General features: G+C 69.6%; 24 protein-coding genes. 14 read left to right on the top strand and 10 right to left on the bottom strand.

Annotated features, from left to right (window positions below; genetic code table 11):
• Nucleotides 1-2: 2 nt before the first annotated feature.
• Nucleotides 3-872 carry a polyprenyl diphosphate synthase gene (gene uppS, locus AXE84_RS11955; protein WP_060958031.1) on the top strand — a complete coding sequence of 290 codons (870 nt, stop codon included), beginning with the start codon at nt 3-5 and terminating at the stop codon, nt 870-872.
• Between the two features lie 49 nt (nt 873-921).
• Here the strand turns inward: uppS and AXE84_RS11950 are convergent, their stop codons facing one another.
• The 4 genes from AXE84_RS11950 to AXE84_RS11935 form a co-directional block, all read right to left on the bottom strand.
• Entirely contained in the window at nt 922-1,347 is a 426-nt protein-coding gene (locus AXE84_RS11950) for a Fur family transcriptional regulator (protein ID WP_060958030.1), read from the bottom strand.
• The gene (locus AXE84_RS11945; protein WP_004565082.1) at nt 1,344-2,234 is read right to left on the bottom strand and encodes a metal ABC transporter permease; all 891 of its coding nucleotides are present in this window, start codon (nt 2,232-2,234) and stop codon (nt 1,344-1,346) included. Before AXE84_RS11945 ends, AXE84_RS11950 begins: the two co-directional genes overlap by 4 nt.
• Entirely contained in the window at nt 2,231-3,166 is a 936-nt protein-coding gene (locus tag AXE84_RS11940; protein ID WP_060958029.1) for a metal ABC transporter ATP-binding protein, read from the bottom strand. The genes AXE84_RS11945 and AXE84_RS11940 overlap by 4 nt, the downstream gene beginning before the upstream one ends.
• Before the next feature lie 73 nt (nt 3,167-3,239).
• The gene (locus AXE84_RS11935; protein WP_060958028.1) at nt 3,240-4,331 is read right to left on the bottom strand and encodes a metal ABC transporter substrate-binding protein; all 1,092 of its coding nucleotides are present in this window, start codon (nt 4,329-4,331) and stop codon (nt 3,240-3,242) included.
• 226 nt (nt 4,332-4,557) lie between these two features.
• Here AXE84_RS11935 and AXE84_RS11930 point away from each other — a divergent pair, with 226 nt between their 5' ends.
• Together AXE84_RS11930 and AXE84_RS11925 are read left to right on the top strand one after the other, a co-directional pair.
• Nucleotides 4,558-5,949 carry a glycine--tRNA ligase gene (locus AXE84_RS11930; RefSeq protein ID WP_060958027.1) on the top strand — a complete coding sequence of 464 codons (1,392 nt, stop codon included), beginning with the start codon at nt 4,558-4,560 and terminating at the stop codon, nt 5,947-5,949.
• A gap of 118 nt (nt 5,950-6,067) precedes the next feature.
• Nucleotides 6,068-7,396, top strand: a complete 1,329-nt coding sequence (locus tag AXE84_RS11925; protein WP_060958026.1) for a YibE/F family protein — start codon at nt 6,068-6,070, stop codon at nt 7,394-7,396.
• 46 nt (nt 7,397-7,442) lie between these two features.
• On the opposite strand, the gene dusB is transcribed toward AXE84_RS11925, so the two are convergent.
• Nucleotides 7,443-8,741, bottom strand: a complete 1,299-nt coding sequence (gene dusB / locus AXE84_RS11920; protein ID WP_150116277.1) for a tRNA dihydrouridine synthase DusB — start codon at nt 8,739-8,741, stop codon at nt 7,443-7,445.
• 181 nt (nt 8,742-8,922) lie between these two features.
• Here dusB and AXE84_RS11915 point away from each other — a divergent pair, with 181 nt between their 5' ends.
• A complete protein-coding gene (locus AXE84_RS11915) occupies nt 8,923-9,651 on the top strand; it encodes an SDR family oxidoreductase (protein ID WP_208854562.1) in 729 nt (242 codons plus the stop codon).
• Nucleotides 9,652-9,736: 85 nt separating this feature from the next.
• A complete protein-coding gene (locus AXE84_RS11910; protein WP_009406005.1) occupies nt 9,737-10,237 on the top strand; it encodes a SixA phosphatase family protein in 501 nt (166 codons plus the stop codon).
• A 28-nt stretch (nt 10,238-10,265) separates the two neighbouring features.
• Here the strand turns inward: AXE84_RS11910 and serB are convergent, their stop codons facing one another.
• Nucleotides 10,266-10,976 (bottom strand): phosphoserine phosphatase SerB, encoded by a 711-nt coding sequence (serB, locus tag AXE84_RS11905; protein WP_060958023.1) that lies wholly within the window; start codon nt 10,974-10,976, stop codon nt 10,266-10,268.
• A gap of 98 nt (nt 10,977-11,074) precedes the next feature.
• Nucleotides 11,075-12,319 carry a glucose-1-phosphate adenylyltransferase gene (glgC, locus tag AXE84_RS11900; protein ID WP_060958022.1) on the bottom strand — a complete coding sequence of 415 codons (1,245 nt, stop codon included), beginning with the start codon at nt 12,317-12,319 and terminating at the stop codon, nt 11,075-11,077.
• Between the two features lie 349 nt (nt 12,320-12,668).
• Between glgC and glgA the strand changes: the two genes are divergently transcribed.
• Entirely contained in the window at nt 12,669-13,898 is a 1,230-nt protein-coding gene (gene glgA, locus AXE84_RS11895; protein ID WP_010615061.1) for a glycogen synthase, read from the top strand.
• Nucleotides 13,899-13,955: 57 nt separating this feature from the next.
• Here the strand turns inward: glgA and AXE84_RS11890 are convergent, their stop codons facing one another.
• The gene (locus AXE84_RS11890; RefSeq protein WP_060958021.1) at nt 13,956-14,693 is read right to left on the bottom strand and encodes a hypothetical protein; all 738 of its coding nucleotides are present in this window, start codon (nt 14,691-14,693) and stop codon (nt 13,956-13,958) included.
• Between the two features lie 121 nt (nt 14,694-14,814).
• Between AXE84_RS11890 and AXE84_RS11885 the strand changes: the two genes are divergently transcribed.
• From AXE84_RS11885 to AXE84_RS11870, 4 genes are all read left to right on the top strand, one after another.
• Complete coding sequence (locus AXE84_RS11885; protein WP_060958020.1) at nt 14,815-15,636, top strand: ABC transporter ATP-binding protein; 822 nt, start codon at nt 14,815-14,817, stop codon at nt 15,634-15,636.
• A gap of 106 nt (nt 15,637-15,742) precedes the next feature.
• Nucleotides 15,743-16,219 (top strand): NfeD family protein, encoded by a 477-nt coding sequence (locus AXE84_RS11880; RefSeq protein WP_060958019.1) that lies wholly within the window; start codon nt 15,743-15,745, stop codon nt 16,217-16,219.
• A 59-nt stretch (nt 16,220-16,278) separates the two neighbouring features.
• Entirely contained in the window at nt 16,279-17,580 is a 1,302-nt protein-coding gene (locus AXE84_RS11875) for an SPFH domain-containing protein (RefSeq protein ID WP_060958018.1), read from the top strand.
• Nucleotides 17,581-17,728: 148 nt separating this feature from the next.
• Nucleotides 17,729-18,589: a TrmH family RNA methyltransferase gene (locus AXE84_RS11870; RefSeq protein ID WP_060958017.1), complete on the top strand. Its 861-nt coding sequence runs from the start codon at nt 17,729-17,731 to the stop codon at nt 18,587-18,589.
• Nucleotides 18,590-18,729: 140 nt separating this feature from the next.
• Here the strand turns inward: AXE84_RS11870 and AXE84_RS11865 are convergent, their stop codons facing one another.
• The gene (locus AXE84_RS11865; RefSeq protein ID WP_060958016.1) at nt 18,730-20,838 is read right to left on the bottom strand and encodes a glucose PTS transporter subunit IIA; all 2,109 of its coding nucleotides are present in this window, start codon (nt 20,836-20,838) and stop codon (nt 18,730-18,732) included.
• Nucleotides 20,839-21,214: 376 nt separating this feature from the next.
• Here AXE84_RS11865 and AXE84_RS11860 point away from each other — a divergent pair, with 376 nt between their 5' ends.
• From AXE84_RS11860 to AXE84_RS11845, 4 genes are all read left to right on the top strand, one after another.
• Nucleotides 21,215-21,871: a hypothetical protein gene (locus tag AXE84_RS11860; RefSeq protein WP_060958015.1), complete on the top strand. Its 657-nt coding sequence runs from the start codon at nt 21,215-21,217 to the stop codon at nt 21,869-21,871.
• A 48-nt stretch (nt 21,872-21,919) separates the two neighbouring features.
• Nucleotides 21,920-23,578, top strand: a complete 1,659-nt coding sequence (locus AXE84_RS11855; protein ID WP_208854561.1) for an ABC-F family ATP-binding cassette domain-containing protein — start codon at nt 21,920-21,922, stop codon at nt 23,576-23,578.
• A 232-nt stretch (nt 23,579-23,810) separates the two neighbouring features.
• Nucleotides 23,811-24,203: a HesB/IscA family protein gene (locus AXE84_RS11850; RefSeq protein ID WP_010615071.1), complete on the top strand. Its 393-nt coding sequence runs from the start codon at nt 23,811-23,813 to the stop codon at nt 24,201-24,203.
• A 39-nt stretch (nt 24,204-24,242) separates the two neighbouring features.
• Nucleotides 24,243-25,235 (top strand): FKBP-type peptidyl-prolyl cis-trans isomerase, encoded by a 993-nt coding sequence (locus tag AXE84_RS11845; RefSeq protein ID WP_060958013.1) that lies wholly within the window; start codon nt 24,243-24,245, stop codon nt 25,233-25,235.
• A gap of 106 nt (nt 25,236-25,341) precedes the next feature.
• On the opposite strand, the gene AXE84_RS11840 is transcribed toward AXE84_RS11845, so the two are convergent.
• Entirely contained in the window at nt 25,342-25,965 is a 624-nt protein-coding gene (locus AXE84_RS11840; RefSeq protein WP_010615073.1) for a superoxide dismutase, read from the bottom strand.
• Nucleotides 25,966-26,050 lie beyond the last annotated feature (85 nt).

The raw sequence follows: 26,050 nt of genomic DNA, 5'->3' as shown, positions 1-26,050 counted from the left end.
CCATGACAGACGTCGCCAGAGACATGACGGTCGAGGCCGCCCCGCCCCTGCACCGACCCGGCCTGACCCCACCCGTGCTGCCGGCCGCCGCCCTGCCCCAGCATGTCGCCGTCGTCATGGACGGCAACGGGCGCTGGGCCAACGCCCGCGGCCTGCCCCGCACCGAGGGCCACCGGGTGGGGGAGGCCAATATGCTCGACGTCGCCGCCGGCGCTATCGAGATCGGCGTCAAAGAGCTGAGCGTCTACGCCTTCTCCACCGAGAACTGGCGGCGCTCACCGGGCGAGGTCCGTTTCATCATGGGCTTCGCCCGCAAGGTCCTGCGCGTCCAGCGCGATGTCCTCAACTCCTGGAACGTCAGGTTGCGCTGGATCGGACGCACTCCGCGCCTGTGGAAGTCCGTCCTGCATGAGCTGCGTGAGGCCGAGCGCGTCACCGCGCACAACACGGGCCTCACCCTCAACCTGTGCATCAACTACGGCGGGCGGGCCGAGATCGCCGACGCCACCCGAGCCATCGCCGAGGACGTCGCCGCCGGCCGCCTCAAGGCCTCCTCCATCAACGAGAAGACCATCCAGCGTTACCTCTACTCACCCACCATGCGGGACGTGGACCTGTTCATCCGCACCGGCGACGAGCAGCGCACCTCCAACTTCCTCATGTGGTCCTCCTCCTACGCCGAGCTCTACTTCTCGCCCCTGGCCTGGCCCGACTTCAACCGCACCGAGCTGTGGAAGGCCTGCGAGGCCTACGCCGGGCGCGAGCGCCGCTACGGCGGGGCCGTGGACAAGGTGCTGCACGAGCAACCCACCGGCGCCGAGGACCCGGAGGACGACGAGGCTGACGAGTCACCGCACCACGACGGGCAGTAGCCAGCCGCCCGGCACAACCCGGCTCGGACACCGGGTCAGTCAGACCTGCTCAGTCCTGTGAGGCGTCCTGGGCCGAGCAGGTGGCGCACAAACCGAAGAACTCCGCCGTGTGCTCCATCTGGGTGAAGCCCTGCTGGGTCGAGACCCGCTGAATCCACTCCTCCAGCTCGCCGCCGGACACCTCCACGGTGTAGCCGCAGCGGCGGCACACGATGTGGTGGTGGTGCTCCTGCTCCTCACAGGCCCGGTAGAGGACCTCGCCCTCGGCGCTGCGCACCTGGTCCACCGCGCCGGACTCCGCCAGCGTCTGCAGGTTGCGGTAGACGGTGGCCAGTCCCACCTTGGTGCCCTCGGCCTCCAGGGCGGCATGGATCTGCTGGGCTGAGCGGAACTCGTCAGTGCGGGCGAGGATGTCGGCGACGGCGGCGCGCTGGCGCGTGGCGCGGGGACGCTGCGCCGTGCTGCTTGCGCTCATGATCTGCCTCCTGAGGTGATGTGGTGCCGTCGCGAGCGGCTGACGAGCTGCAGCAGTCCGGACAGGAGGGCGACGACGGCGTAGCCCCCCACTAGGAGTACCACGATCATGGCGCCGGGAGAGGCCGCCACCAGGTAGGTGATCGTCAGACCTGACACACAGGCCACCACGCCCAGCCCCATCGCCAGGTACATGGTGCGGGCGAAGGAGTGCGACACGAGCTGGGCGATGGCCACCGGCACGATCATGACCGCCGAGACCAGCAGCGCCCCCACCACCCGCATGGACACCGAGACCGTCAGTGCCGCCACCACCGCCACCAGCACGTTGAGGGCGCCGGTGGGCAGGCCGCAGGCGTGGGCGAACTCCTCGTCGTGGCACAGTGCGAACAGTGGGCCGCGCAGCCCCAGCCCCACCAGGAGCACCAGGGTGGCCAGGGCGATGGTGAACCAGGCGTCGGAGACCGAGACCGTGGAGATCGAGCCGAACAGGTAGGAGTTGAGATTCGTCGTCGTCCCGCCGGCGACACGAATGAGGATGACGCCCCCGGCGATGCCCCCGTAGAACAGGATCGCCAGGGCCACGTCTCCCCGAGTTCGGCCGTTGGCACGGATGACCTCGATCATCACGGCTCCCAGCACGCTGATGAGGATCGCCCCGGGCACGGCCCAGGCGTCGTGAGGAGTGACGTTGGCGGCGGCCCCGGCCAGCCAGCCCAGGGCGATGCCGGTCAGGGCGATGTGCCCGATCCCGTCGCCCAGCAGCGCCAGACCCCGCTGAACCAGGTAGGTGCCCACCACCGGGGCGGCCAGCCCCACCAGGACCGCCACGATGAAGGCCCGCTGGATGAGGGGACTGGCAAGCATGTCGGAGACGAACTCGATCATGGGCGGGTGCTCCTACCGGAATGAGGGCGCGTGTCAGGCAGCCGATGGTCGAGGACGGGGGCGTGGTGGGCCGGAGGGCCGCTGGCGTCCGGGTGGTGGTCGCCGTCGGCGCCGTAGTCGGCGTGGGCACGGTGCGGGTCGCCTTGGGGCGCGCCGGTCCCGCTGTCGCGCAGATGAGCGACCTCGCCGGCCGGGCCGTCGGCGACGAGCCGGCCGTCCTGCAGGAGGATCGCCCGCTGGACGACGTCGGCGAGCTCACCCATTTCGTGCAGAACCGTCACCAGGGTCAGCCCCTGCGCGCGCAGCCCCTGAAGAATCTCGGCCAGGGACTCGCGGCTGGCGCGGTCGATGCCGGCCAGAGGCTCATCGAGGATGAGCAGCTCGGGGGAGCGGACCAGGGCCCGGGCGATGAGGACCCGCTGGGCCTGCCCGCCGGAGAAGACCTGGACGTGGTCCGCGGCCCGGTGTGCCAGCCCCACGGCGTCCAAGGCGGCCATGGCCTTGCGTTTGGCGGCCCGGCCCCGATCGGCCCAAGGCCGGCGCGGGCCCAGGAGCCCGGAGCGCACCACCTCCAGGGCGGTGGCCGGGACGCCGGAGCCGGCGCCGATCCGCTGGGGGACGTATCCGACCCGCTCCCAGGGGACCCTGTGCCGGCGCGAGGTGGGGGTGCCCAGGAGCTCGATGCTGCCGCCGGACAGGGGCACCAGGCCCAGAACGGCCTTGACGAGGGTGGACTTGCCCGAGCCGTTGGCGCCCAGGATCGCTACGGACTCGCCGCCGCCCACGGCCAGGCTCACGTCGTCCAGGATGAGGGAGGAGCCCAGGACGACGCTGAGCTCACGGACCTTAATGGCGAGCGCGGACGACGCCGCCCGGGGGGAACCGGACGGCGTCGTCACAGACGCTGGTGAAGGTGGAGATGATGAGGTCATACGGTTGCGATCATGCCAATCTGAGGGGGCGTCATCTGCTCGGGAACCCGGGCTCGGTGGCCGGGCCCTGAGGCTACTTGCACACCATGGCGGACTTGAGCCGCTCCAGGTTGGCGGTCATGGCGTCGGTGTAGTCGCCTTGCTCGGGCTTGGACTCCAGGGGGCTGAGGACGCTTGTCTCCGCCCCGGTCTCCGCGGCGATCGCCTTGGCGGGGGCGTCGGAGACCAGTTCCTCAGTGAAGATCGTCTTGACCCCCGTCTTCTCGACCACCGACTTGATGTTGGCCATCTCGGCGGGGCTGGGCTCGGTCTCCGGGTCGATGCCGGAGATGGAGGCCTGGGTCAGGCCGTAGCGCTCGGCCATGTAGCCGAAGGCGGCGTGGGAGGTGATGAAGGTCTTGTGCTGGCAGCTGGTAAAGCCCTGCTTGTACTGGTTGTCCACTCCGGTCAGCGCCGTCTTGAGCTTGTCCAGGCCCGCCTTGTAGTCGTTGGCGTTGGCCGGGTCGATCTTGGCGAAGGAGGCCTCAAGGGCCTCGGCCACCTTGATCATGCGGTCCGGGTCGAGCCAGAAGTGCGGGTCGAGGTCGCCATCGTGCCCCTCACCGCCCTCGGCTTGCTCATCGTGGCCGTGCTCGTCGTGCTCGGCCTCGCTGGCCTGCGCGGTGGCGGCGCTACTGGCCGTGGCCGAGGCGCCGTCGGAGGCCTCCTCGCCGTGCTCGTGCTCATGCTCCTCCTCAACCCCCTCGTGGTGGACGAGGTTGGCCGGCTTGCTCAGGTCCACCACGGTGGGGCCGGAGCCGACCTCCTTGACGGCCTTGTCCAGGGAGGGCTGGAAGCCGGGGACGTAGGCGATGAGATCGGCCTTGCCCAGCTCGGCGGTCTCCTTGCCGGAGAGCTCGAAGTCGTGCGGCTCGACGTTGGAGGGGGTCACGGTGGAGACCTTGACGAGCTTGCCGCCAATGGCCTCGGCCAGGTACTGGATCGGGTAGAAGGACGTGGAGACCGTCAGGGTCTTGCCCGGGGCGATCGTGTGCGGTGCCGATGCGTCTGATGAGCTCTCGCCCTTCAGGGCGCCGCATGCGCTCATGCCGGCAGCCAGCATCAGGGTGGCTCCGAGCGCCACGACGCGGTTGAGACGACGGGAACGAGCCTGTGAAACATTCATGCGAATCATTCTCATACTCTGCCGGTCCTGCGTCAAACTCGGGCGAGTCCGCGTGTGCGCTGCTGAGAGCCGGTTTGAACGGTGGTCGTGAGGGCCTTCCCGGTGGAGCATGCGCATCTGCGGTGCGACGGGCCCCTCACCGACGCTCGGCCCCTGTCCGCCTAGACTGACACCACTCGTCCCCACCAACCAGGCGGGACCACGACCACTCCTGAAGGAGCATCCGTTGGCATCCACCCCTTCACGCCTCGACGCCGTCATCAACCTCGCCAAGCGGCGCGGCTTCGTCTTCCCCTGCGGCGAGATCTACGGCGGAACCCGCTCGGCCTGGGACTACGGGCCGCTGGGCGTCGAGCTCAAGGAGAACATCAAGCGCCAGTGGTGGCAGTACATGGTCCGCTCGCGCGACGACGTCGTCGGGCTGGACTCCTCCGTCATCCTGCCGCGTGAGACCTGGGTCGCCTCCGGTCACGTCGGCGCCTTCACCGACCCGCTCGTGGAGTCCCTGCACACCCACAAGCGCTACCGCGCCGACCAACTCATCGAGGACTACGCCGCCCGCAAGGGCCTCGACCCTGAGAATGTCACCCTCGACATGGTTCCCGACCCGGTCACCGGCCAGCCGGGCTCCTGGACCGAGCCGCGCGAGTTCTCCGGCCTGCTCAAGACCTACCTCGGGCCGGTCGACGACGAGTCCGGCCTGCACTACCTGCGCCCCGAGACCGCCCAGGGCATCTTCATCAACTTCGCCAACGTCATGAGCGCTGCCCGCAAGAAGCCGCCCTTCGGCATCGGCCAGGTGGGCAAGTCCTTCCGCAACGAGATCACGCCGGGAAACTTCATCTTCCGCACCCGCGAGTTCGAGCAGATGGAGCTGGAGTTCTTCTGCGAGCCGGGCACCGACGAGGAGTGGCACCAGTACTGGATCGACTACCGCAAGGCCTGGTACACCGACCTGGGCATCAGCGAGGACAACCTGCGCCTGTATGAGCACCCCGCCGAGAAGCTCTCCCACTACTCCAAGCGCACCGTGGACCTGGAGTACCGCTTCGGCTTCGCCGGCTCGGAGTGGGGCGAGCTCGAGGGCATCGCCAACCGCACCGACTTCGACCTGTCCACCCACGCCGAGCACTCCGGCAAGGACATGTCCTACTTCGACCAGACCCGCTCCGAGCGCTGGACCCCCTACGTCATCGAGCCCTCCGCCGGCCTGACCCGCTCGCTCATGGCCTTCCTCGTGGAGGCCTACACCGAGGACGAGGCCCCCAACACCAAGGGAGGGGTGGACAAGCGCATCGTGCTCAAGCTCGACGCGCGCATCGCCCCGGTCAAGGCGGCCGTCCTGCCGCTGAGCCGCAAGGAGGAGCTGACCGGGCCGGCCAAGGAGCTGGCCGCCCGCCTGCGCCGCTCCTGGAACGTGGAGTACGACGACGCCGGCGCCGTCGGCCGTCGCTACCGCCGCCAGGACGAGGTCGGTACGCCCTTCTGCCTGACCTATGACTTCGACTCGCCCGAGGATGGGGCTGTCACCGTGCGCGAGCGCGACACGATGGCCCAGGAGCGCATCCCGCTCGAGGGTGTCGAGCGCTACCTGGCTGAGCGCCTCATCGGCTGCTGAGCCGCCCGCACCGAGCAGGCCGGCAGCCTCACTGAAGTCTCGCCGGCCCGGCCACCATCCGGGTCCCGCCCCGTGTCCCTGGCTCACCTCAGGGACACGGGGCGGGCATGATGGGACGGTGAGCACCAACTCGACCTCCCCGAGCAACGAGTCCGTCCCCACCGAGAGCCTTCCCGAGCCGCTGGCTGAGGAGGGGCGGGACAGCAGGGGCCACGGCCGTCACAGCAGCAGTGGCCACAGTCACTCCCACTCCGGGCCCCTGGACCTGGATGCGGGGGAGATCCGCCGGGTGCGGATCGTGCTCGGTGCCATCGTCGGCGCCCTGGTCCTGGCCACCGTCGTCGGGCTGTTCGTGCTCTGGCCGGGCAAGAGCTCACTCATCGGCTCGCGCTCCTTCACCGCCGAGGGCGGCTCGGTGGGCAAGGCCACCATCACCTCCACGGACCTGTTGGGCTGTCAGAGCTCGGTGAGCGCCCTGACGGAGGTCAACGGCGTCAAGCCGGAGGAGTTCGCCAAGGGCCACGTGTGCGCCCGCATCACCGAGGGGGAGGGCAAGGGCCTGGTCATGCCGGTCCAGCTGGTGGGTGAGCCCCGCAAGCTCGCCCACGCCGGTGACCGGCTCGTCGTCCTCTACTCGCCTCAGGCCATCCTGTCCGGCTCCCCCTACTCCTTCATCGACTACCAGCGCCAGCTCCCGGTCGGCGCCCTGGCGGTCGTCTACCTGGTGCTCGTCGTCGCCGTGGCCGGGCGCAAGGGCGTCCTCAGCGTCCTGGGCCTGCTGGTGGCCACCGGCGTACTCGCCTTCTTCATGATCCCGGCGCTCCTGTCCGGCTCCCACCCGCTGGCGGTGACCCTGGTCGGATCGATGGCGATGATGCTGGCGGCCGTCTACGTTGCCCACGGAGTGTCCATCCGCACCACGACCGCCCTGCTGGGAACGGTGGCCGGCATCGTGCTGACCGTGCTGCTGGCCCTGTGGGGGACCGACGCCGCCCACCTGACCGGCGACGTCGATGAGACCGCCCGTCTGCTGGCCTCGCGCACGCACATCGATCTGCAGACGCTGCTGACCTGCGGCATGGTCATCGCCGGGCTCGGTGTCCTCAACGACGTCACCATCACCCAGGCGTCCTCGGTGTGGGAGCTGCACGCCGCCAACCCGCTGCTGTCTCGCACGCGCCTGTTCACCGGCGGGATGAGGATCGGGCGGGACCACATCGCCTCAACCGTCTACACCCTGGCCTTCGCCTACGCCGGCACGGCGCTGCCCCTCATCCTGGCCGCCGCCCTCATGGACCGGGCCGTGCTGGACACGATGCTGTCGGGTGAGATCGCCGAGGAGATCGTGCGCACCCTCATCTCCTCCATCGGCCTGGTCCTGGCGATCCCGGCGACCACGGCGATCGCGGCGGCCCTGTGCCGCGTCACCCCGGTCCTCGACGAGTAGACGAGCAGCCGATGACCGGCCTCAAGGACCCCGTGGGGCCGCCGTCTCAGCCGCCGGAGACGTCGGACTCGGCTTGGCTGAGCATCTCGCGGTGGGCCGCATCCAGGGTGGGGGAGTCCAGCCAGCCATCGGGCAGACGGGGAGTCTTGGGGCTGCCGGCCCGCCCTCGGGGGCCCTCGACGATGTCGCCGGGGTAGTCCACGACCTCGGGCAGGCGCGCGCGCATCCGCGCCAGGCCTGCGTCGAGCTCGTCCAGGCTCCGGATTCCCATGAGGTCGGCGCGCGCCGCGCCGCCGACCGGGTAGCCCTTGAGGTACCAGCCCACGTGCTTGCGCAGGTCACGCACCCCCCGGTCCTCGCCCATCTCCTCGGCCAGCATCCGCCCGTGGCGACGGATGACCTCGATGACGGAGTCCAGGTCCGGGCGGGTGCGCGCAGGCGAGCCGTGCATGGCCGACACGATGTCGGCGAACAGCCAGGGCCGTCCCTGGCAGCCGCGGCCCACGACGACGCCGTCGCAGCCGGTGTCCTCCATCATGTGCACCGCGTCGTCGCCCAGCCAGATGTCACCGTTGCCGAGCACCGGCAGGTCGGTGGCCTCCTTGAGCCGGGCGATCTCCTCCCAGCGGGCCTGGCCCGAGTAGTGCTGGCGCGCGCTGCGGGCGTGCAGGGCCACGGCCGCGATCCCGGCGTTGTCGGCGGCTCGGGCGGCGTCGAGGAAGGTCTCGTGCTCCTCGTCGATGCCCAGGCGCATCTTCATGGTCACCGGCACCTGCCGCGCCCGCCCGACGGCGTGGACGGCGGCCTCACTGGCACGCACCGCCTCGGTGAGGATCGCCGCCAGCAGGTCTCGCTTCCACGGCAGTGCCGCCCCGCCGCCCTTGCGGGTCACCTTGGGGACCGGGCAGCCGAAGTTCAAGTCGATGTGGTCGGCCAGATCCTCCTCGACCAGGATCCGCACCGCGGCCCCCACCGTGGCCGGATCGACCCCGTAGAGCTGGATGGAACGCACCCTCTCGGCCGGATCGGTGCGCACCATCGCCAGAGTGCGCTCGTTGCGCTCCACCAGGGCGCGGGTGGTGACCATCTCCGTGACGTACAGGCCCGCCGGGGCCAGCAGGCCGCCGTCAGGCGTGGGCAGCGGACCGGGATGGGAGGGCCTCAGCGACTCCGGCAGGGCTGCCTCAGCCATCTCCCGGCACAGGCGGCGGAAGGAGGCGTTGGTGACTCCGGCCATGGGGGCGAGCTCGACCGGGGTGGGCACCACCAGCGGCCCGATGCGCAGCGGCGCGGGCGCGCGGCCCGAGGCGCAGGCGTCGGGAAGGCGGGGGGAGGTCTCACTCATCGTCACCCCGACATGCTGACACACGGCGGGTGTCAGGGCCGTGACCGGCCCCGCCCTGCGACCCCGAACAGGCACAGGTATAGACCACTTGTGAAGGAAGTAACAGGGATGGATCAGTATCAGCGTATGACGAATCGCTGATGGCGGGTGCTGATACGCATTACCTTGTGTGCTTGTGCTGATGAACGAAGAGACCGAGCCGTCGATATCACGTTCCGTCGTCGTGACCGGAGCCTCCCGGGGGATCGGGGAGGCGGTTACGAAGGCGTTCCTGGCACAGGGCGACCGGGTGGCGGGCATCTCCCGCTCCGGTGAGGCCCCCGACGGCGCCCTGGCCCTGGCCGCCGACGTCACCGACCCCGCCGCCCTGGCCGCCGCCCTGGCCGCCGCCACCGAGGCGCACGGCCCCATCGAGGTCCTCGTGGCCTCGGCCGGCATCAACCGGGAGTCACTGGCGGCCCGCACCTCCTCCCAGATGTGGGACGAGGTCATCTCCGCGGACCTGACCGGCACCTTCAACACCGTGCGCGCCGTGACACCAGCCATGATGCGGGCCCGCAAGGGGCGCATCGTCCTGGTCTCCTCGGCCATCGCCGCACGCGGAGGCGTGGGCCTGTCGGCCTACGGCGCCGCCAAGGGCGGTGTGGAGGGGCTGACCCGCTCCCTGGCCCGCGAGCTCGCACCGCGCGGCATCACCGTCAACGCCGTCGCCCCCGGCTTCGTCACCACGGCGATGACCGCCTCCCTGCCCGACCACATCCGCACCGCCTACCTCGAGCAGATCCCCCTGGGGCGCTTCGCCGACGTCACCGACATCGCCGGCCCCGTCCTCTTCCTGGCCTCACCCGCGGCCGCCTACGTCACTGGTGCGATCCTCGGCGTCGACGGCGGCCTGGGCATGGGGCGCTAGGCGCACGGCGGGGCGCGAGACGTCGTCGGGACCGTATCCGGGCAGCGCCGCGGTGCCGTAAGGTAGAGACGTGACAACGGATCCCATGCGCCGGCTCGTGCTCGTCCGACACTCCAAGGCCTCTCACGACGCCGTCACCGACCTGGAACGTCCTCTGACCCCCAAGGGCACCGCCCTGGCCGGCCTGCTGGCCAAAGAGCTGCGCAAGCGCCTGGAGACCACCGACCTGCTCCTGGTCTCCCCGGCGGCCCGGGCCCGCGAGACCGCCCGCCCCATCCGCGACCGCCTCGAGCCCACCGACACCCTCGTGCGCGAGGAGATCTACAACCTGGGCCCCAACGGCATCCTCAAGGTCCTGGCCGAGGACGGTGCTGACGCCAGAACGGTCGTCGTCGTCGGCCACGAGCCCACGATCTCCGTGCTCGCCCACATCCTCCACGACACCGACGACGACCTTGCCTCCCAGATCTCCTTCGGGGTGCCCACGGCCACCGCCGTCATCATCGACGTCCCCGGCACCTGGGCGGACCTGGAGCCCAAGGGCGCCCGCATCCGGGAGATCTTCACCGCCCGCAAGCGCGACTGAGGCCGGACCTCCCCGAAACCGCAGCCGGTCAACCCCCGATCAGCTGCAGGACGGCACGCAGGTCACGCGCGTGGATGGCAGCATCGGCCTGCTCCACGACCACCGGCTTGGCGCAGAACGCCACCCCCAGCCCCGCGGCCTCCAGCATCCCCAGGTCGTTGGCCCCGTCACCCACTGCGATGGTGCGCTCCATGGGCACACCGTCCTGCCGGGCCCAGGTGAGCAGACAGCGGACCTTCTCCTGACGGTCCACGATCCGCCCCAGAACCCGACCGGTGAGACGGCCCTCCTCCACCTCCAGGCGGTTAGCCGCCACGTGGTCGATGCCCAGCCGCTCGGCCAGAGGCACCACGACCTCCTCGAAACCGCCCGAGACGACCCCCACCCTGCAGCCGCGCGCGTGCAGCGTCTCAATGAGCTCGGCCGCCCCCTGAGTGGGGCGCACCTCGGCCAGGACCTCCTCGAAGACCCCCTGGGGGACTCCGGCCAGAGTCGCCACCCGCTCACGCAGGGAGGCCGCGAAGTCCAGCTCCCCTCGCATCGCCCGGGCCGTGACCTCAGCGACCAGCTCACGGGTCCCAGCGCGCTCGGCGATGAGCTCGATGACCTCCTGCTCGATGAGGGTGGAGTCCACGTCCATGACCAGCAGGCCGGGGCCCTCAGTCACTAAGGGGCCCTCGCTCAGCGCCCCACTGAGCTCCGCGGAGTCGCCGGCACGGTGTCGAGAGGTGTCACTCATGGCTCCATGCTAGTGGGCGAGCCGGCAGACGAAGACGGCCGCGCCGCCGCCCGGAGGCTCGGGCGACGGCGCGCACTGCAAAGGCGGTGAGCCTGCGGTCAGCGGGTGACGATCTGTCCCTTGGCCACCACCGTGATGCCGGACTCGGTCACGGTGAAGCCCCGCTCGCGGTCGTGCTCGGGGTCGATCCCCACCATGGCGCCCTCCTCGACCTTGACGTACTTGTCCAGGATCGCGTGGTTGACCACGGTGTTACGGCCCACCTCGGCCCCGTCCATGATGACGGACTCGCGCACCGAGGACCAGGAGTTGACGCGCACACCGGGGGACAGGACCGAGGAGATCACCTCACCACCGGAGACGATGACGCCCGGTGAGACGATCGAGTCGACCGCGTGCCCCAGGCGCTCGTGGTGGCCGTAGACGAACTTGGCCGGAGGCATCGCGGCCTGGTAGCCGGCGAACAGCGGCCAGCGGTCGTTGTACAGGTTGAACACGGGGGTCACCGAGATGAGGTCCTGGTGCGCCTCGAAGAAGGCGTCCACGGTACCCACGTCGCGCCAGTAGTCACGGTCGCGCTCGGAGGAGCCCGGGACGTCGTTGTCCTTGAAGTCGTAGACGCCGGCCGCCCCCTGGTTGACGAACCAGGGCACGATGCTGCCGCCCATGTCGTGCTTGGAGGTCTCATCGGCGGCGTCTACCGTCACGGCCTCCAGGAGGGCGTCGGCGTTCATGATGTAGTTGCCCATCGAGGCCAGGACCTCGTCGGGGGAGTCCGGCAGACCGGGGGTCTCCTTGGGCTTCTCCACGAAGGCCTTGATCCTGCCGCGGTCGGACGGGTCGGTCTCGATGACGCCGAACTGGTCCGCCAGGGACCGGGGCTGACGGATGCCCGCGACGGTGCAGGGCAGGCCAGAGGCGATGTGGTGGTCCAGCATCTGGGAGAAGTCCATGCGGTAGATGTTGTCCGCACCGGTGATGACCACGTAGTCCGGCCGCTCGTCGTCGAGCAGGTTGAGGGACTGGTAGATCGCGTCGGCGCTTCCCAGGAACCAGTGCTTGCCCACGCGCTGCTGGGCCGGCACCGGCGCGATGTAGTTGCCCAGCATGTCAGACATGCGCCACGTCTTGGAGATGTGACGGTCCAGCGAGTGGGACTTGTACTGGGTGAGCACCACGACCTTGAGGAAGCCGGAGTTGATCATGTTGGACAGGGAGAAGTCGATGAGGCGGTAGATGCCGCCGAAGGGCACGGCCGGTTTGGCGCGATCGACGGTCAGGGGCATGAGGCGCTTGCCCTCGCCACCAGCGAGGACGATTGCGAGAACACGAGGTTGAGCCATGTGGCCCACCTTACGTTGCTCGAGGGACCTGCGGGGCCAAATGGGTCACATTCCGGGTAGGTTCTCCGCCGAATCCTTGCCTGAGGCGTCGTTCAGGACGATCGAGCACCGGGCGACTCGTCCTGATCCGGTCCCCGACTCCTCACGTGCGAGTCGCCCCGCCTCCACTGCGGAGCGGATGCCGCCGGCCCCTCTGAGCAGAGTCGGTGGAAACCACCGGCGCTGAACGATCCCACCGGGCCCCGTGTGCGTATAACGTCGGGTGTGGCGCCCGCCCCACCGCAGGCGCCCGTCCTGCGCCGAGGAAGGCGCGGTCAGTCCATCCATCAGACAGAGGAGAGGCACACCCATGAGGGTCGACCTGCTGACCAAGGAGTACCCACCCTTCATCTACGGCGGCGCCGGAGTCCACGTCAACGAGCTCGCCAAGGTCCTGCGCCCCCTGGCCGACGTGCGCGTCCACGCCTTCGGCGGCCCCCGCGAGCCCGGCACCGAGGGCGCCGATGACGGCGTCACCGGCTACCCCGAGATCGCCGAGCTCGACGGCGCCAACGCCGCTCTGCGCACCTTCGGAGTCGACCTGGAGATGGCCCAGGGCACCGAGGGAACCGACCTCGTCCACTCCCACACCTGGTACGCCAACCTCGCCGGGCACCTGGCCGGGCTGCTTCACGGCGTCCCCCACGTCATCAGCGCCCACTCCCTGGAGCCCCTGCGTCCCTGGAAGGCCGAGCAGCTCGGCGGCGGCTACGCCCTGTCCTCCTGGGCGGAGAAGACCGCCTACGAGTCCGCCTCCGGGATCATCGCGGTCTCCAACGGCATGCGCGAGGACATCCTGCGCTGCTACCCAGCTATCGACTCCGAGCGCGTCAAGGTCGTCCACAACGGCATCGACCTCGAGGCATGGAAGCACCCCCAGGGCCAGGAGGCCGACGCCCAGGCCGCCACCACCCTCAAGCGCCTGGGCATCGACCCCGACCGCCCCACCATCGTCTTCGTCGGACGCATCACCCGGCAGAAGGGCCTGCCGCACCTGCTGCGCGCCTGCGAGCAGCTGCCCGCGGACGTCCAGGTCATCCTGTGCGCCGGCGCCCCCGACACCCCCGAGATCAAGGCCGAGGTCGAGGGCCTCGTGGCCCACCTGCGCGACAAGCGCACCGGCGTGGTCTGGATCGAGGAGATGCTGCCGCGCCCCGAGCTCATCGCCGTACTGGCCGCCTCCGACGTCTTCGTGTGCCCCTCCGTCTACGAGCCCCTGGGCATCGTCAACCTCGAGGCCATGGCCGTGGGCCTGCCCGTCGTCGGCTCAGCCACCGGCGGCATCCCCGACGTCATCGTCGACGGCGAGACCGGTCTGCTGGTGCCCATCGAGCAGGTCCAGGACGGCACCGGCACCCCCATCGACCCGGCCCGCTTCGAGGCCGATCTGGCCGAGCGCCTTACCACCCTGGTCACCGACACCGAGGCGGCCAAGGCCATGGGGCAGGCCGCCCGACGCCGCGTCGAGGAGCACTTTGCTTGGCAGGCCATCGCCCAGCGCACCATGGACGTCTACAACTGGGTCCTGGCCCAGGGCTGAGCATGACCGTCCCCGCTCGGTGACCCCACCGACACGCCACCGAGTGGTGCGCCCCCTCTACCGGGCCCACCACTCGGTGGCCGCAGCGGCACCGTGACGCGCCACCGCCAGCAGCGGGCGCAGGACGTCGGCCCGCCGCTGCGCCTGCAGGGCGGTCGTGGCCGCACCATCGTCGTCCAGGGCCAGCTCGCACATCCCCGCCAGGCGCAAGGAGCGCTCCAACAGCTCCCGATCACGGCGCGCCAGCCACGGCGGGACGAGCCGCGGATCCACTACCGCGGTGAGCAGGTCATTGAGGGCGTCGGCCATCTCCGGGCGCTCGCGGGCCAGGTCGAGCTCGATGAGCGCCTCGATGGCCTCCTCGGTGGCGGCGTGCACCTGCCGACGGGCGTGCGCCGCATCCAGCGGAGGCAGCGGGGAGCTGAGCGGCTCGGCGTGCCAGGACACCGAGGTGCCGGAGTCCTCAGGAACCAGCAGCACCCGGCCGGCTGCCCCCTCCAGCACGACACCCTCCTCGATATCGGGAAGGAGCCCCCAGGTGCCGGTGCCGCCGGCCGGTGAGGGCAGTACCGCGCTCACCCGACTCAGCGGGCGGGCGGAGGCGAGCCACCGTTCCAGGCTGACGCGTCCTGGACCGTCGTCGTCGGCAGTCGGTGTGTCCGAGCCCCCGGTGACGACGCTACCGATGACGTCATGGGCGCCGTCGGGGCCTTCAACGAGCGAAATGCCGTGGGAGGAGGGCGATGGCGCCCACAGGGCCAGCACGATGCTGACAGGCAGGTTGAGGGGATCCATGGGGGCCAACCATAGTGAATGGTGGTGAGGCGAGCCTCGAAGGGGAGTGGTCACCATGCGGGGCGCGGCTCTCGTTGCGCATCTTCCCTGTGTGAACTCACCGTCACGATAGGATCACCTCATGACCAGTGTCCTCCACCTCGACGATGTCTCACTGCACCGCGGCAGCCACCAGATCCTCAGTCACGTCAGCTGGAGCGTGGACGAGGGGCAGCACTGGGTGCTGCTGGGATCCAACGGCGCGGGCAAGACCACGATCGCCAGGATCGCCTCGGCCAGGCTCTTCCCCTCCTCTGGCACAGTGGACGTCCTCTCCGAGCGGCTCGGGCGTGTGGATGTCTCCGAGCTCCACCCCCGTATCGGCCTGTTGTCCTCGGCCCTGGCCGCCAACGTCCAGAACGGCGAGAAGGTACTCGGCGTGGTCCTGTCGGCCTCCTACGGGCGCATCGGGCGTTGGCGCGAGGAGTACGACGACTTCGACCTCGAGCGCGCTCACGCTTTGCTGGGTGCCCTGGGGGCCGCTCACCTGGTCGACCGGTCGTGGGGAACGCTGTCATCGGGGGAGCGCAAGCGCGTCGAGCTGGCCCGTGCTCTCATGCCGGACCCGGAGATGCTCTTCCTGGACGAGCCCGCCTCGGGGCTGGACCTGGCCGGCCGTGAGCAGCTCCTGGCTGCGCTCACCGAGATCATCTCCTCGCCCGACTCGCCCTCCATGGTCCTGGTGACCCACCACCTGGAGGAGATCCCGGAGGGCTTCACCCACGCGCTCACGCTGCGCGAGGGGAAGGTGGTGGGCTCCGGCCCGCTTCAGGAGGTCCTCACCGCGGACACGATCAGCACGACCTTCGGTATGCCGCTGGAGGTCACCTACGACCGCGGTCGTTACGCGGCCAGGGGGCTCCCGGCCGGCCACGGCAGGCGCGTTGCCGAGGCCAGGGGCTGACCACCGGTTCCGGGAGGGAAGGCCGCTGCGGGCCGCATCGATCCCTGATCGTCCCCGACCGGCACACGACCACATACTCACCGACCGCGTTCATCAGGAGGTTCGCATGGAATGGCTGTTCTGGGTCGCAGGGGCGTTGCTCCTCGTCGTCGTTGAGACGATGACAGCGGATCTCACCTTCCTCATGATCGCCGGAGGTGCGCTGGGAGGAGGGCTGACATCCTTCCTCGGCGGGCCCGTGTGGGCGCAGGTCGTGGTCTTCGCCTGCGTCTCCACCCTGCTTCTCTTCGCGGTGCGCCCCTGGGCCAAGCGTCGCCTGGCGGCCGCCACCCCGCAGATGAAGACCAACGTCGAGGCCCTCATCGGTCGGTCTGCCGTCACCATTACTCCTGTCGACCGTGAAGGCGGGCGGGTGCGCCTGGGCGGTGAGGAGTGGAGCGCCCGACTGGCTGCCGTCGCCCAGGGAGGCGCCACCCGTCTGGAGGCCGGGGTGAGTGTGACCGTGGCCCAGATCGACGGAGCCGTGGCCGTAGTCGCCCCGGTAACCGCCTCCACCGCCTCCACCGCCGCCCCCGCGTCCTGACGCTGCCGCGCCGGCCCCAACCGTTCTGACCACCCGCTCAACCCTGCAGGAGGAACCTCGTGCCTTTCGTCTCCATCATCTTGCTTCTCGTGGCCGTCCTGGTCATCGTCGCCATCTTCCGGGCGGTGCGGATCGTCAAGCAGAGTACTGCGATCATCGTTGAGCGCCTGGGGCGCTTCCAGGCGGCTTACGGCGCTGGAATGCACTTCCTGGTGCCCTTCATCGACCGGGTGCGCAACATCATGGACCTGCGTGAGCAGGTCGTCTCCTTCCCGCCTCAGCCCGTCATCACATCCGACAACCTCGTCGTGAGCATCGACTCGGTGGTCTACTACCAGATCACCGACCCCATGCGCGCCACCTACGAGATCTCCAACTACCTGCAGGCCATTGAGCAGCTGACGGTCACCACGCTGCGTAACGTCGTCGGCTCCATGGACCTGGAGCAGACGCTGACCAGCCGCGACCAGATCAATGGCCAGTTGCGCGGCGTCCTGGACCAGGCCACCGGCCGCTGGGGAATCCGCGTCAACAGCGTGGAGCTGAAGTCCATCGACCCGCCGGCCTCCATCCAGGGCTCCATGGAGCAGCAGATGCGCGCCGAGCGTGACCGCCGCGCCGCGATCCTGACCGCCGAGGGTGTCAAGCAGTCCCAGATTCTTACGGCCGAGGGTGACAAGCAGTCCGCGATCCTGCGCGCCGAGGGTCAGGCGCAGTCCGCGATCCTCAAGGCACAGGGTGAGTCGCGCGCCATCCTTCAGGTCTTCGACGCCATCCACCGTGGTAACGCCGACTCCAAGTTGCTGGCCTACCAGTACCTCCAGACCCTGCCCAAGATCGCCAACGGCTCCTCCTCCAAGATGTGGATCGTGCCCACGGAGTTCACGGCGGCGCTCGACGGCATCGCCGGCGCCCTGGGCGGTGGCAAGGACGGCGGACCCAGTGGCGGCCCGAACGACTCCGATGACGACGCCGCCCGTCCCGGTGTCGACCTCTCGGGCAGCGAGCTCGACCTGGGCATCGCCTCGGACCTGGCCAGCACCAGTCTCCAGGCCCCCGAGGAGGCCCTCGCCCAGGCCCGTGGTGAGGTCGAGTCGGCCTCCCAGGAGGCCAGTGAGGAGCCCGCACCCAAGGCAGACGTCTCCCCGAAGGCTCCCGCGGACGAGGCCGACGGCGGGGCCACCGTGAGCGTTCCGACCTCCGACGGCGTCGAGGGGGCACACGCCGCGCGCGGCAGCCACGTGGCCGACCCTGAGGAGGCCCAGCCCGGTTCCGTGCCCCCTCGCGGCGGATACGGCATCCAGGCCCAGCCCGGCTACGGCACGCCTCCCGGCGCGCCCCAGGGTCCCTACGGAGCCTGAGCCGACTGCCCTCACACCCCCGGGGAACCTGACGAGGGCCCGGGGACACTCGCTGCGGCGGGAGGAGTGGGTGATCCACGATGATCGGCCTATTCTTCCCGCCGTACTGCTGTACTGAGCGGGGAAGGCCCCAGAAGGTGACGACGCGATGATCATTGAGCTGGCTGACGGCGCCGATGAGCGCCTGGCGGACTACACCAGGCTGACGGACGTGGCGCTGCGCCGTCGGCTGGAGACGAAGCGGGGACTGTACATGGCCGAGTCCTCCAAGGTCATCACGCGCGCCGTGGCCGCCGGGCACGCCCCGCGCTCCTTCCTCATGGCCCCGCGCCACCTGGAGGAGATGCGCCCGGTCATCGCCTCCGCGACCGGCTGCGCAGGCAGTGACGACGGTGGCGAGGTCCCGGTGTTCGTCGCCCCCGAGGAGGTCCTGGAGTCCATCACGGGTTTCCACCTGCACCGCGGAGCGCTGGCCGCCATGAACCGGCCCGAGCTCGCCGGTGTTCCCGAGCTGCTTGCGGCCGCCCGTGGGGGAGCGGGGGCCAGGCGGGTCGCGATCCTGGAGGACCTGGTGGACCACACGAACGTGGGGGCGGCCTTCCGCAGCGCGGCCGCCCTGGGGATCGACGCCGTCCTGGTCACTCCGCGCTGCGCGGACCCCCTCTACCGGCGCAGCGTGCGCGTCTCCATGGGCACCGTCTTCCAGGTCCCCTGGACCCGGATCGAGCGCTGGCCCGCCATGGACGAGCTCCACTCGCAGGGCTTCATCGTGGCCGCCCTGGCACTGTCGGACACTTCCGTGGCACTGGATGAGTTCGCGGCCTCCACGGCGTGCACCGGCGCGGACTCCAGGGTCGCCGTCGTCCTGGGCACGGAGGGCGACGGGCTCTCCCACCGGACGATCACTGCGGCCGACGAGGTGGTGCGCATCCCCATGGCCGGGGGAGTGGACTCCCTCAACGTGGCGGCCGCCGCGGCTGTGGCCTTCTGGGCGCTGCGTCTACCCTGACCTGGACCGCAGCCCGGTGCCGCAGGTTCACGCCGGACGAGTAGCAGGCGAGAAACACGGTGGGGCCGGATCCGTCCATGGACGGATCCGGCCCCACCGTTGTGTCTGCAGCCGATCAGGTCGGCGGCGTCATGTCAGGCTCAGGCCTCAGGCGCGGTGACCTTGATGAGGGCCTCGCCGGGCTCCACCGAGTCGCCGCCGACGACCTCGACCGAGGCGAAGGAGGCGGTGTTGGTGACGAGCACCGGCGTGGTCAGCGGGTAACCGGCCTGCTCGATGACGGAGCGGTCCACGCGGACGAGCTCCTGTCCCGCGCTGACGCGGTCGCCCTGGGAGACCTTGACGTCGAAGCCCTGGCCCTCCAGGTTGACGGTGTCCAGACCCACGTGGATGAGGATCTCCACACCGCTGTCCAGGGTGATGCCGAAGGCGTGCCCCGAGGACGGGGCCACGACGACGGTGCCGTCCGCCGGAGCCGTGACGACGATGTCGCCCTGGGGCTCCAGGCCCACGCCCTGTCCGACGGCGCCCGAGGAGAACACCGGGTCGGGAACCTTGTCCAGGTCCATGGTCGTGGCCTTGAGCGGTGAGGCGATCTCAGTGACCGCACCGGGAACGAGAGCGGGCTTGGGCGTGGGGGCCTTCGCAGTCCGGTCGCCCTCCTCCACGGGAGCGGCAGCCGCAGCGGCGCCGTCGGTCTCCTTCTTCTCAGCAGGCTTCGCCTCGGCGGAGGCGATGGCCTCGCCAGCGGCGGCCGCCGCCGCACGAGCCTCGGCGCGCTCCTCCTTGGTGCGGTAGTCCGTGAGAATGATGAGAGTCATGGACGTGGCGAAGGCCGCGGTGATGGCGATGCCGTACAGAGGCATCGGGGTGAAGACCGGGATGCTCAGCAGCGAGCTGAACACGAAGGTGGAGGCCTTGATGCCGCCGCCGATACCGGTGATGAGACCACCCACGAGGCAGCCGGCCAGCAGACGCGGGTAGATGCGCTTGAAGCGGAGGTGGATACCGTAGAGGCTCGGCTCGGAGATGCCACCGAAGAGGCCGGCGGCCAGGGCGCCGGAGGCTGTCTGACGCATGACCTTGTCCTTGTCACGAATGGCCAGGACCAGCACACCGGCGGTGGCGCCGAAGCAGGCGAAGTTCCACGAGCCCATGGGGCCCTGGATGAAGTCGTAGCCCAGCGTACTGATGTTGGCCAGCATGATGGCGTTGAGAGGCCAGTGCAGACCCAGCGGCACCAGGAACGGGTAGAGCAGCGGGATGACGATCGCGAAGACGATCGGGGCGCTCGTGTTGAGCCACGCCAGTCCGGATCCCAGGCCTGTACCGACCCAGACACCTACTGGACCGATGATGAAGGCCGTCACCGGCATCATGATGATGAATGAGAAGAATGGAACAAACACCATCTGCACGTTGGAGGGAATGAGCTTGGCCAGACCCTTGTAAACCAGGGCCAGGACGGCGACCATCATGAGGGGCACGAAGACCTGGCCGCTGTAGTCGTTGAGCTGCATGGGAAGACCCGCGACATGCGCGACGCACAGATCCTTGTTCAACGTGGCGTTGTGGGTGCAGGTCGTTCCCATTGCCTTGCTGAGGTCGAGGAACTGAGGCGTCATAAGTGCGGCCATGACCGCAGCGCCGACCCAAGGGTCGATGTTGAGCTTTTTGGCAGCGTTGTAGGCCACCATGATGGGCAGGAAGTGGAACACCGACTTGAACATGGCTTCCGCGAAGACCTGTGCGGCAGGCTTGTCCGCGGCCGTCAGGGTTGGGTCACTGGCATTGATGACGCCGAACGAATCCAGTACCGCGAGGCCCGCGATGATGAGCGAGGCGCCGAGCAGCACCGGTAGCAGGGGGCGGAAGGAGTCGGACAGGTACTCGAAGAAGGCATCGACGTAGGCGTTCTTGCCGCGGGCCTTGGCCCGGGCGGCGGCCTTGACGTCGGCGTCGGACTGGCCCGAGCCGGAGGAGCCGCCCTGGCTCTTCATGGCCGGCAGGCTGTTGATCTCGTCGTACACGCTCTGCACCGCACCACCGATGACGATCTGGTAGCGGTCCCCGGACTGGGGAACGGCGCCCATGACGCCCGGGATGGCCTCGACGGCCGCCTTGTCGATGCCGGAGGCGTCCTTGAGCTCGAAACGCAGTCGGGTAGCGCAGTGGGTGAAATGGATGATGTTCTCGGCGCCGCCCACGGCGTCGAGGATTGCCTCAGGGGTTGAGGTCGTGGTTGCCATTCGGGCCCTTTCCTACTGAGCGAGAGCGACGAGGACGGTGGCTGCACCCCGGTGCGCTCCGAGTCCTCGACGGGCTCGCTCTCGGTGGTGGGGATCTGACACCTCGTGCGCCGCGCGGGCGCAAAAAGGTGGTTGATGAAGAGGGTACTGTCTCACGGCTCAGAACAAAAAGGGAACAGTCCGTCTGGATGGTGCCCGCGTCCCGCTCAAGATGGCAGATCTCCGCGAGTCTGCGCGATCTCGGTATCCACTTGCGGGTGTTTGCGCAGTCGAGGTCGGTTGTGCGCACAGGCACTCGGGCCAGTGGGTGCACCGTGGGAGCGGGTTCTGCACGCTTGAGGCACACCGACCCCAGTCTCACGCGAAGGAGCTCGATATGAGCGCGCAGACCTCCCTGGCCGCACAGCCGGCATCGCCGGTCCTACCGAACATCCCGGTTCGCCCGCCCACCACGACTCCGCCTCCCGTCCCTGCCCCGACCGCCGCGTCTGATGTGCCGCGGCTCTACGGTCCACCGGGATGGACGGTGCGCATCGGCCTGTGGCGCCTGCTGGAGCCCTGGCTCGACACCCCGCGCTGCCTGCCGGGGGAGAGCCCGCTGCGACTGGATGCCCGGGGCGGCCCGGTGAGCGACTACGTGCCCTTCCGCGGCATGGACGCTGCCACCGCGGCCGACCTGCTGAGCCGGCTGCCGGCTGCGGCACTGAGCGACCGCCAGAACCTTGCCCCGAGTCTCAAGACGATGCTGACCGCCTGCGCCGGCGCGGACGGGCAGGTGCGCCTGTGCGGCTACGGCATCGGCCCCCAGCGGGAGGACGAGCGTCTGAGCGCTGAGGCCCTGTGGGTCGCCGACACCGACCTGCAGGGCTACGAGGTCCGCGTCGAGCACAGCCGGGACTGCCAGTGCTCCGTGCTGTGGGAGCGGGTCAGGGACCGGTACGAGCTCGACGCCGGCTGCATTCCCGACGACATCGTGCGCACCCGGCCTGAGTGGGCCGGCGGCACCGTCGGCTGGTGGATGTGGTGGGACTGATAGGCCCGTTGCGGCGGGCAGTACCGGTGGGCCCGTACGATGGCGCGCGTGATTAATGTCCAGGACCTCACCATGCGCATCGGTGCCCGCCAGCTCGTCGCTCACGCCGGCTTCCGGGTCGACAAGGGGATGCGCATCGGCCTCGTGGGCCGCAACGGCGCCGGCAAGACCACCATGACCAAGCTGCTCGCCGCCGCCTCCGTGGCCCAGGGCGCCGGACGTGCCGTCAACGACGCCGACGAGCGCCACGGGCTGGAGGCCGTCGAGCACGAGGGCACGATCACCTGCACGAGCTCGGTGGGCTACCTGCCTCAGGACACCAAGGTCGGCGACCTCAGCGAGATCGCCCGGGACCGGATCCTCTCAGCCCGCGGTATCGATGCGCTCCTGGCCCGCATCCGCAAGGCCGAGGAGCGCATCGCCGTCACCCAGGGGGAGGCCCAGGCCAAGGCCCTGGACCGCTACACGCGCCTGGACCACGAGTTCACCATGGCCGGCGGCTATGCCGCTGCCTCTGAGGCCGCCCGCATCAGCGCAGCTCTGGGCCTGCCCGACCGCATCCTGGACCAGCCCATCGGCACGCTCTCAGGTGGCCAGCGCCGTCGGGTCGAGCTTTCCCGGGTCCTGTTCCAGCAGCCCGACACGCTCCTGCTCGACGAGCCCACCAACCACCTCGACCACGACTCGATCCTGTGGCTGCGCGACCACCTGCGCACCTACGCCGGCGGCTTCATCGTCATCAGCCACGACGTCGAGCTCCTGCGCGACACCGTCAACCAGGTCATGTACCTCGACGCAGGCCGCGGGGTCCTCGACGTCTACCACCTGGGCTGGGACGCCTACCTCAAGCAGCGCGCCGACGACGAGCACCGGCGCCGTCGGGAGCGCGCCAACGCGGAGAAGAAGGCCGCCGCCCTGCGCGCCCAGGGAGAGAAGATGCGGGCCAAGGCCACCAAGGCCGTGGCCGCCCAGCAGATGCTCAAGCGGGCCGAGCGCCTCATGGCCGACCTGGAGGACGAGGCGGCTGTGGAGAAGGTCGCCCACCTGCGTTTCCCCGACCCCGCCCCCTGCGGCAAGACCCCGCTGCGCGCAGCCGGGCTGTCCAAGGCCTACGGCTCCCTGGAGGTCTTCGCCGGCGTGGACCTGGCCATCGACCGCGGCAGCCGGGTCGTGGTCCTGGGCCTCAACGGCGCCGGCAAGACCACGCTCCTGCGTCTGCTCGGCGGGGTGGAGGAGCCCGACTCCGGTGAGGTCATCCCCGGCCACGGCCTCAAGATCGGCTACTACGCCCAGGAGCACGAGACCATCGACACCGCGGCGAGCGTCGTGGAGAACCTGCGCCGCGCCGCCCCCGGCATGGACGACACCCAGGTGCGCAGTGTCCTGGGCTCCTTCCTCTTCTCGGGCGCGGACGCCGACAAGCCCGCCCGGGTCCTCTCCGGCGGTGAGAAGACCCGCCTGGCCCTGGCCATGCTCGTGGTCTCCAGCGCCAACGTCCTCCTGCTCGACGAGCCCACGAACAACCTCGACCCCGCCAGTCGCGAGGAGATCCTCGGGGCGCTGGGCACCTTCGCCGGCGCCGTCGTCCTGGTCACTCACGACGAGGGCGCCGTCGAGGCCCTCAACCCCGACCGGGTCCTCCTGCTGCCCGACGGCGACGAGGACCTGTGGGGGCCGGAGTACCTTGAGCTGGTGGCCCTGGCCTGAGGGGCAGGCCGCACCCTCCCGCCCCGGCGGAGCCGTCGGACACAGTGAGTCCCCTCACCACGGCTCCGCGGTGGGGACCGCGTAGGGTTGTCACCAGGAACAAGGCATCGAGCTGGAGCGTTGGCTCCAGTGGATCCTTCAGGCGCTCGTCACGAGAGCCACCGCAGGACCTTCAGCGGCTCCGCACGAGGCGCCGCAGACGAACGTAGGCACACCAGACCAGGAGATGACCATGGCAGAGACCGCCCTGACCGAGACCACTGACACCCAGACCCCCGAGCACGAGGTCATCCTCACCGAGACCGCCGCCGCGAAGGTCGCCAGCCTCCTGGCCCAGGAGGGGCGCGACGACCTGCGCCTGCGCGTGGCCGTCCAGCCCGGCGGCTGCTCCGGACTGGTCTACCAGCTCTACTTCGACGAGCGTCTCCTGGACGGCGACGCCGTGCGCGCCTTCCCCACCGGCAGCGACGAGATGACTAGCGTCGAGGTGGTTGTCGACCGCATGAGCGTGCCCTACCTGTCGGGCGCCACCATCGACTTCGCCGACACCATCGAGAAGCAGGGCTTCACCATCGACAACCCCAACGCCGCCGGAAGCTGCGCCTGCGGCGAGTCCTTCCACTGATCCCTCCCGCGCAGGCCCTCCCTCACGCAAGGAGCTCATGTGCGCCGCACATCCCTGACCCTGACCGCCCTGGCCGCGGCCGCCTGCCTCGCGCTGGCCGGCTGCTCGGGGTCGTCCAAGAACGCCTCCGCCACGCCCTCGGCCCAGGCGTCCCCGACCCTGACCCCCTCGATCATCAACTGTGCTCAGGAGGCCGGAACGATCGAGACCGACTCAGAGGCGCTTCCAGCGATCGCCGGTGACGCGGGAGCCGAGCCGACCGTCACCTGGAGTGAGGGTAAGCAGGCCCCTGCCAACCTCGTCTCCAAGACACTCACCTCCGCGGAAGGCCCGGCGGTGTCCTCGGGCGACATCATCACCGTCAACTACGTGGGCTGGAAGTGGGGGTCAACGGAGGCTTTCGACTCCTCCTTCAAGAAGGGCGCCCCGATCACCTTCGGCCTGACCGGGGTCATCCCGGGGTGGACCTGTGGTCTGGCCGGGCACAAGGTCGGCGAGCGCGTCCAGCTGTCGATCCCGGGCAAGCTCGCATACGGCGAGACCGCCGATCCGGCTCGCCCGAACTCGCCGACCGGGCCGCTCGTCTTCGTCGTCGACATCACCGCTCGCATCACGGGCGATGAGCTGACCCCGTCCACCAAGGCCGCCACGGTCGACTCCGCGGAGGTCAAGAAGCTCACTGATCGCGGCGTGTCGATCTCCGGCGACCTGGGCGCCCCCGCAGCCGGACTTGCGGGCCCCAAGGCCGAGGAGCCCCTGCAGCCGGAGGTCTTCGTCGTCGCCCGCGGAAAGGGCGCGGCCATCAAGGAGACCGACACCGTGGCCGTGCAGATGTCGCGCACCTCGTGGGACGGCACGACGAGGAGCTCGACCTGGGAGGATCACGCCCCCAGCGCCATGCCGGCCGGACAGATCCGTGCGGCCGGGCTGCCAGTGGGATCCAGGATCGTGCTGCTGGCCCCCGGTAACTCCAACGGGGGGCAGCGTCAGTCGGCGTACATCTTCGTGATGGACCTCGAGAAGGTCATCTGAGCGGAGAGCCGCTCAGGCCCGCTCCATACCGCCGATACAGCTGTGGCCCGCGCCCCGTGAAGGGGTGCGGGCCACAAGCCTGCACGGCGCGTGTCCGGGCCGAGCGTCAGCGGACGATGAGGTCCTGGGCCTTGGCGACGGCGTTGGCCAGGCGCTCGGAGACGTCCTGCCAGTTGGCGATGTTCCAGACGGCCTTGACGTAGTCGGCCTTGACGTTGAGGTAGTCGAGGTAGAAGGCGTGCTCCCACATGTCCACCATGAACAGCGGGATGGTGCCCACCGGCACGTTGCCCTGCTGGTCGAAGAGCTGGAAGGTGACGAGCTTTCCGGAGAGGGAGTCGTAGGCGAGCACGGCCCAGCCCGAGCCCTGGATGCCCATGGCGGTGGCGGTGAACTGCGCCTGGAACTTCTCGAAGGATCCGAAGGAGTCCTTGATGGCCTCAGCGAGCTCGCCCTCGGGCTGGCCCCCGCCGTTGGGGGAGAGGTTCTTCCAGAAGATGGAGTGGTTGGTGTGGCCGCCCAGGTTGAAGGCGAGGTTCTTCTCCCACAGGTTGATGGCGGCCAGGTCGCCGGCCTCACGGGCGGCGGACAGGGCCTCCAGGGCGGCGTTGGCGCCGGCGACGTAGGCGGCGTGGTGCTTGTCGTGGTGGAGCTCCATGATCTTGCCGGAGATGTGGGGCTCCAGGGCGGCGTAGTCGTAGGGGAGCTCGGGAAGGGTGTACACGGCCATCAAGGACTGCCTTTCGGTGGGTGAGGTGGCTTCAGTCCCGCCTCAGCAGGGCTCGTTAGGACTGAAGTCCTGAACATGGTTCATG

Source organism: Actinomyces oris (genome assembly GCF_001553935.1).
GTDB classification, from domain to species: Bacteria; Actinomycetota; Actinomycetes; order Actinomycetales; family Actinomycetaceae; genus Actinomyces; species Actinomyces oris_A.
The sequence above is the reverse complement of the archived record's forward strand: the minus strand, read 5'-3'. Positions and strand labels throughout refer to the sequence as shown.

Coding starts and splice junctions, on each gene's coding strand:
- glgA (WP_010615061.1), top strand. CDS start 12,669: ATGAGGGTCGACCTGCTGACCAAGGAGTACCCACCCTTCATCTACGGC.
- AXE84_RS11890 (WP_060958021.1), bottom strand. CDS start 14,693: ATGGATCCCCTCAACCTGCCTGTCAGCATCGTGCTGGCCCTGTGGGCG.
- AXE84_RS11910 (WP_009406005.1), top strand. CDS start 9,737: ATGCGCCGGCTCGTGCTCGTCCGACACTCCAAGGCCTCTCACGACGCC.
- AXE84_RS11940 (WP_060958029.1), bottom strand. CDS start 3,166: ATGACCTCATCATCTCCACCTTCACCAGCGTCTGTGACGACGCCGTCC.
- AXE84_RS11915 (WP_208854562.1), top strand. CDS start 8,923: ATGAACGAAGAGACCGAGCCGTCGATATCACGTTCCGTCGTCGTGACC.
- AXE84_RS11885 (WP_060958020.1), top strand. CDS start 14,815: ATGACCAGTGTCCTCCACCTCGACGATGTCTCACTGCACCGCGGCAGC.
- AXE84_RS11950 (WP_060958030.1), bottom strand. CDS start 1,347: ATGAGCGCAAGCAGCACGGCGCAGCGTCCCCGCGCCACGCGCCAGCGC.
- serB (WP_060958023.1), bottom strand. CDS start 10,976: ATGAGTGACACCTCTCGACACCGTGCCGGCGACTCCGCGGAGCTCAGT.
- AXE84_RS11945 (WP_004565082.1), bottom strand. CDS start 2,234: ATGATCGAGTTCGTCTCCGACATGCTTGCCAGTCCCCTCATCCAGCGG.
- AXE84_RS11865 (WP_060958016.1), bottom strand. CDS start 20,838: ATGGCAACCACGACCTCAACCCCTGAGGCAATCCTCGACGCCGTGGGC.
- AXE84_RS11880 (WP_060958019.1), top strand. CDS start 15,743: ATGGAATGGCTGTTCTGGGTCGCAGGGGCGTTGCTCCTCGTCGTCGTT.
- glgC (WP_060958022.1), bottom strand. CDS start 12,319: ATGGCTCAACCTCGTGTTCTCGCAATCGTCCTCGCTGGTGGCGAGGGC.
- AXE84_RS11935 (WP_060958028.1), bottom strand. CDS start 4,331: ATGAATGTTTCACAGGCTCGTTCCCGTCGTCTCAACCGCGTCGTGGCG.
- AXE84_RS11850 (WP_010615071.1), top strand. CDS start 23,811: ATGGCAGAGACCGCCCTGACCGAGACCACTGACACCCAGACCCCCGAG.
- uppS (WP_060958031.1), top strand. CDS start 3: ATGACAGACGTCGCCAGAGACATGACGGTCGAGGCCGCCCCGCCCCTG.
- AXE84_RS11870 (WP_060958017.1), top strand. CDS start 17,729: ATGATCATTGAGCTGGCTGACGGCGCCGATGAGCGCCTGGCGGACTAC.
- dusB (WP_150116277.1), bottom strand. CDS start 8,741: ATGAGTGAGACCTCCCCCCGCCTTCCCGACGCCTGCGCCTCGGGCCGC.
- AXE84_RS11840 (WP_010615073.1), bottom strand. CDS start 25,965: ATGGCCGTGTACACCCTTCCCGAGCTCCCCTACGACTACGCCGCCCTG.
- AXE84_RS11860 (WP_060958015.1), top strand. CDS start 21,215: ATGAGCGCGCAGACCTCCCTGGCCGCACAGCCGGCATCGCCGGTCCTA.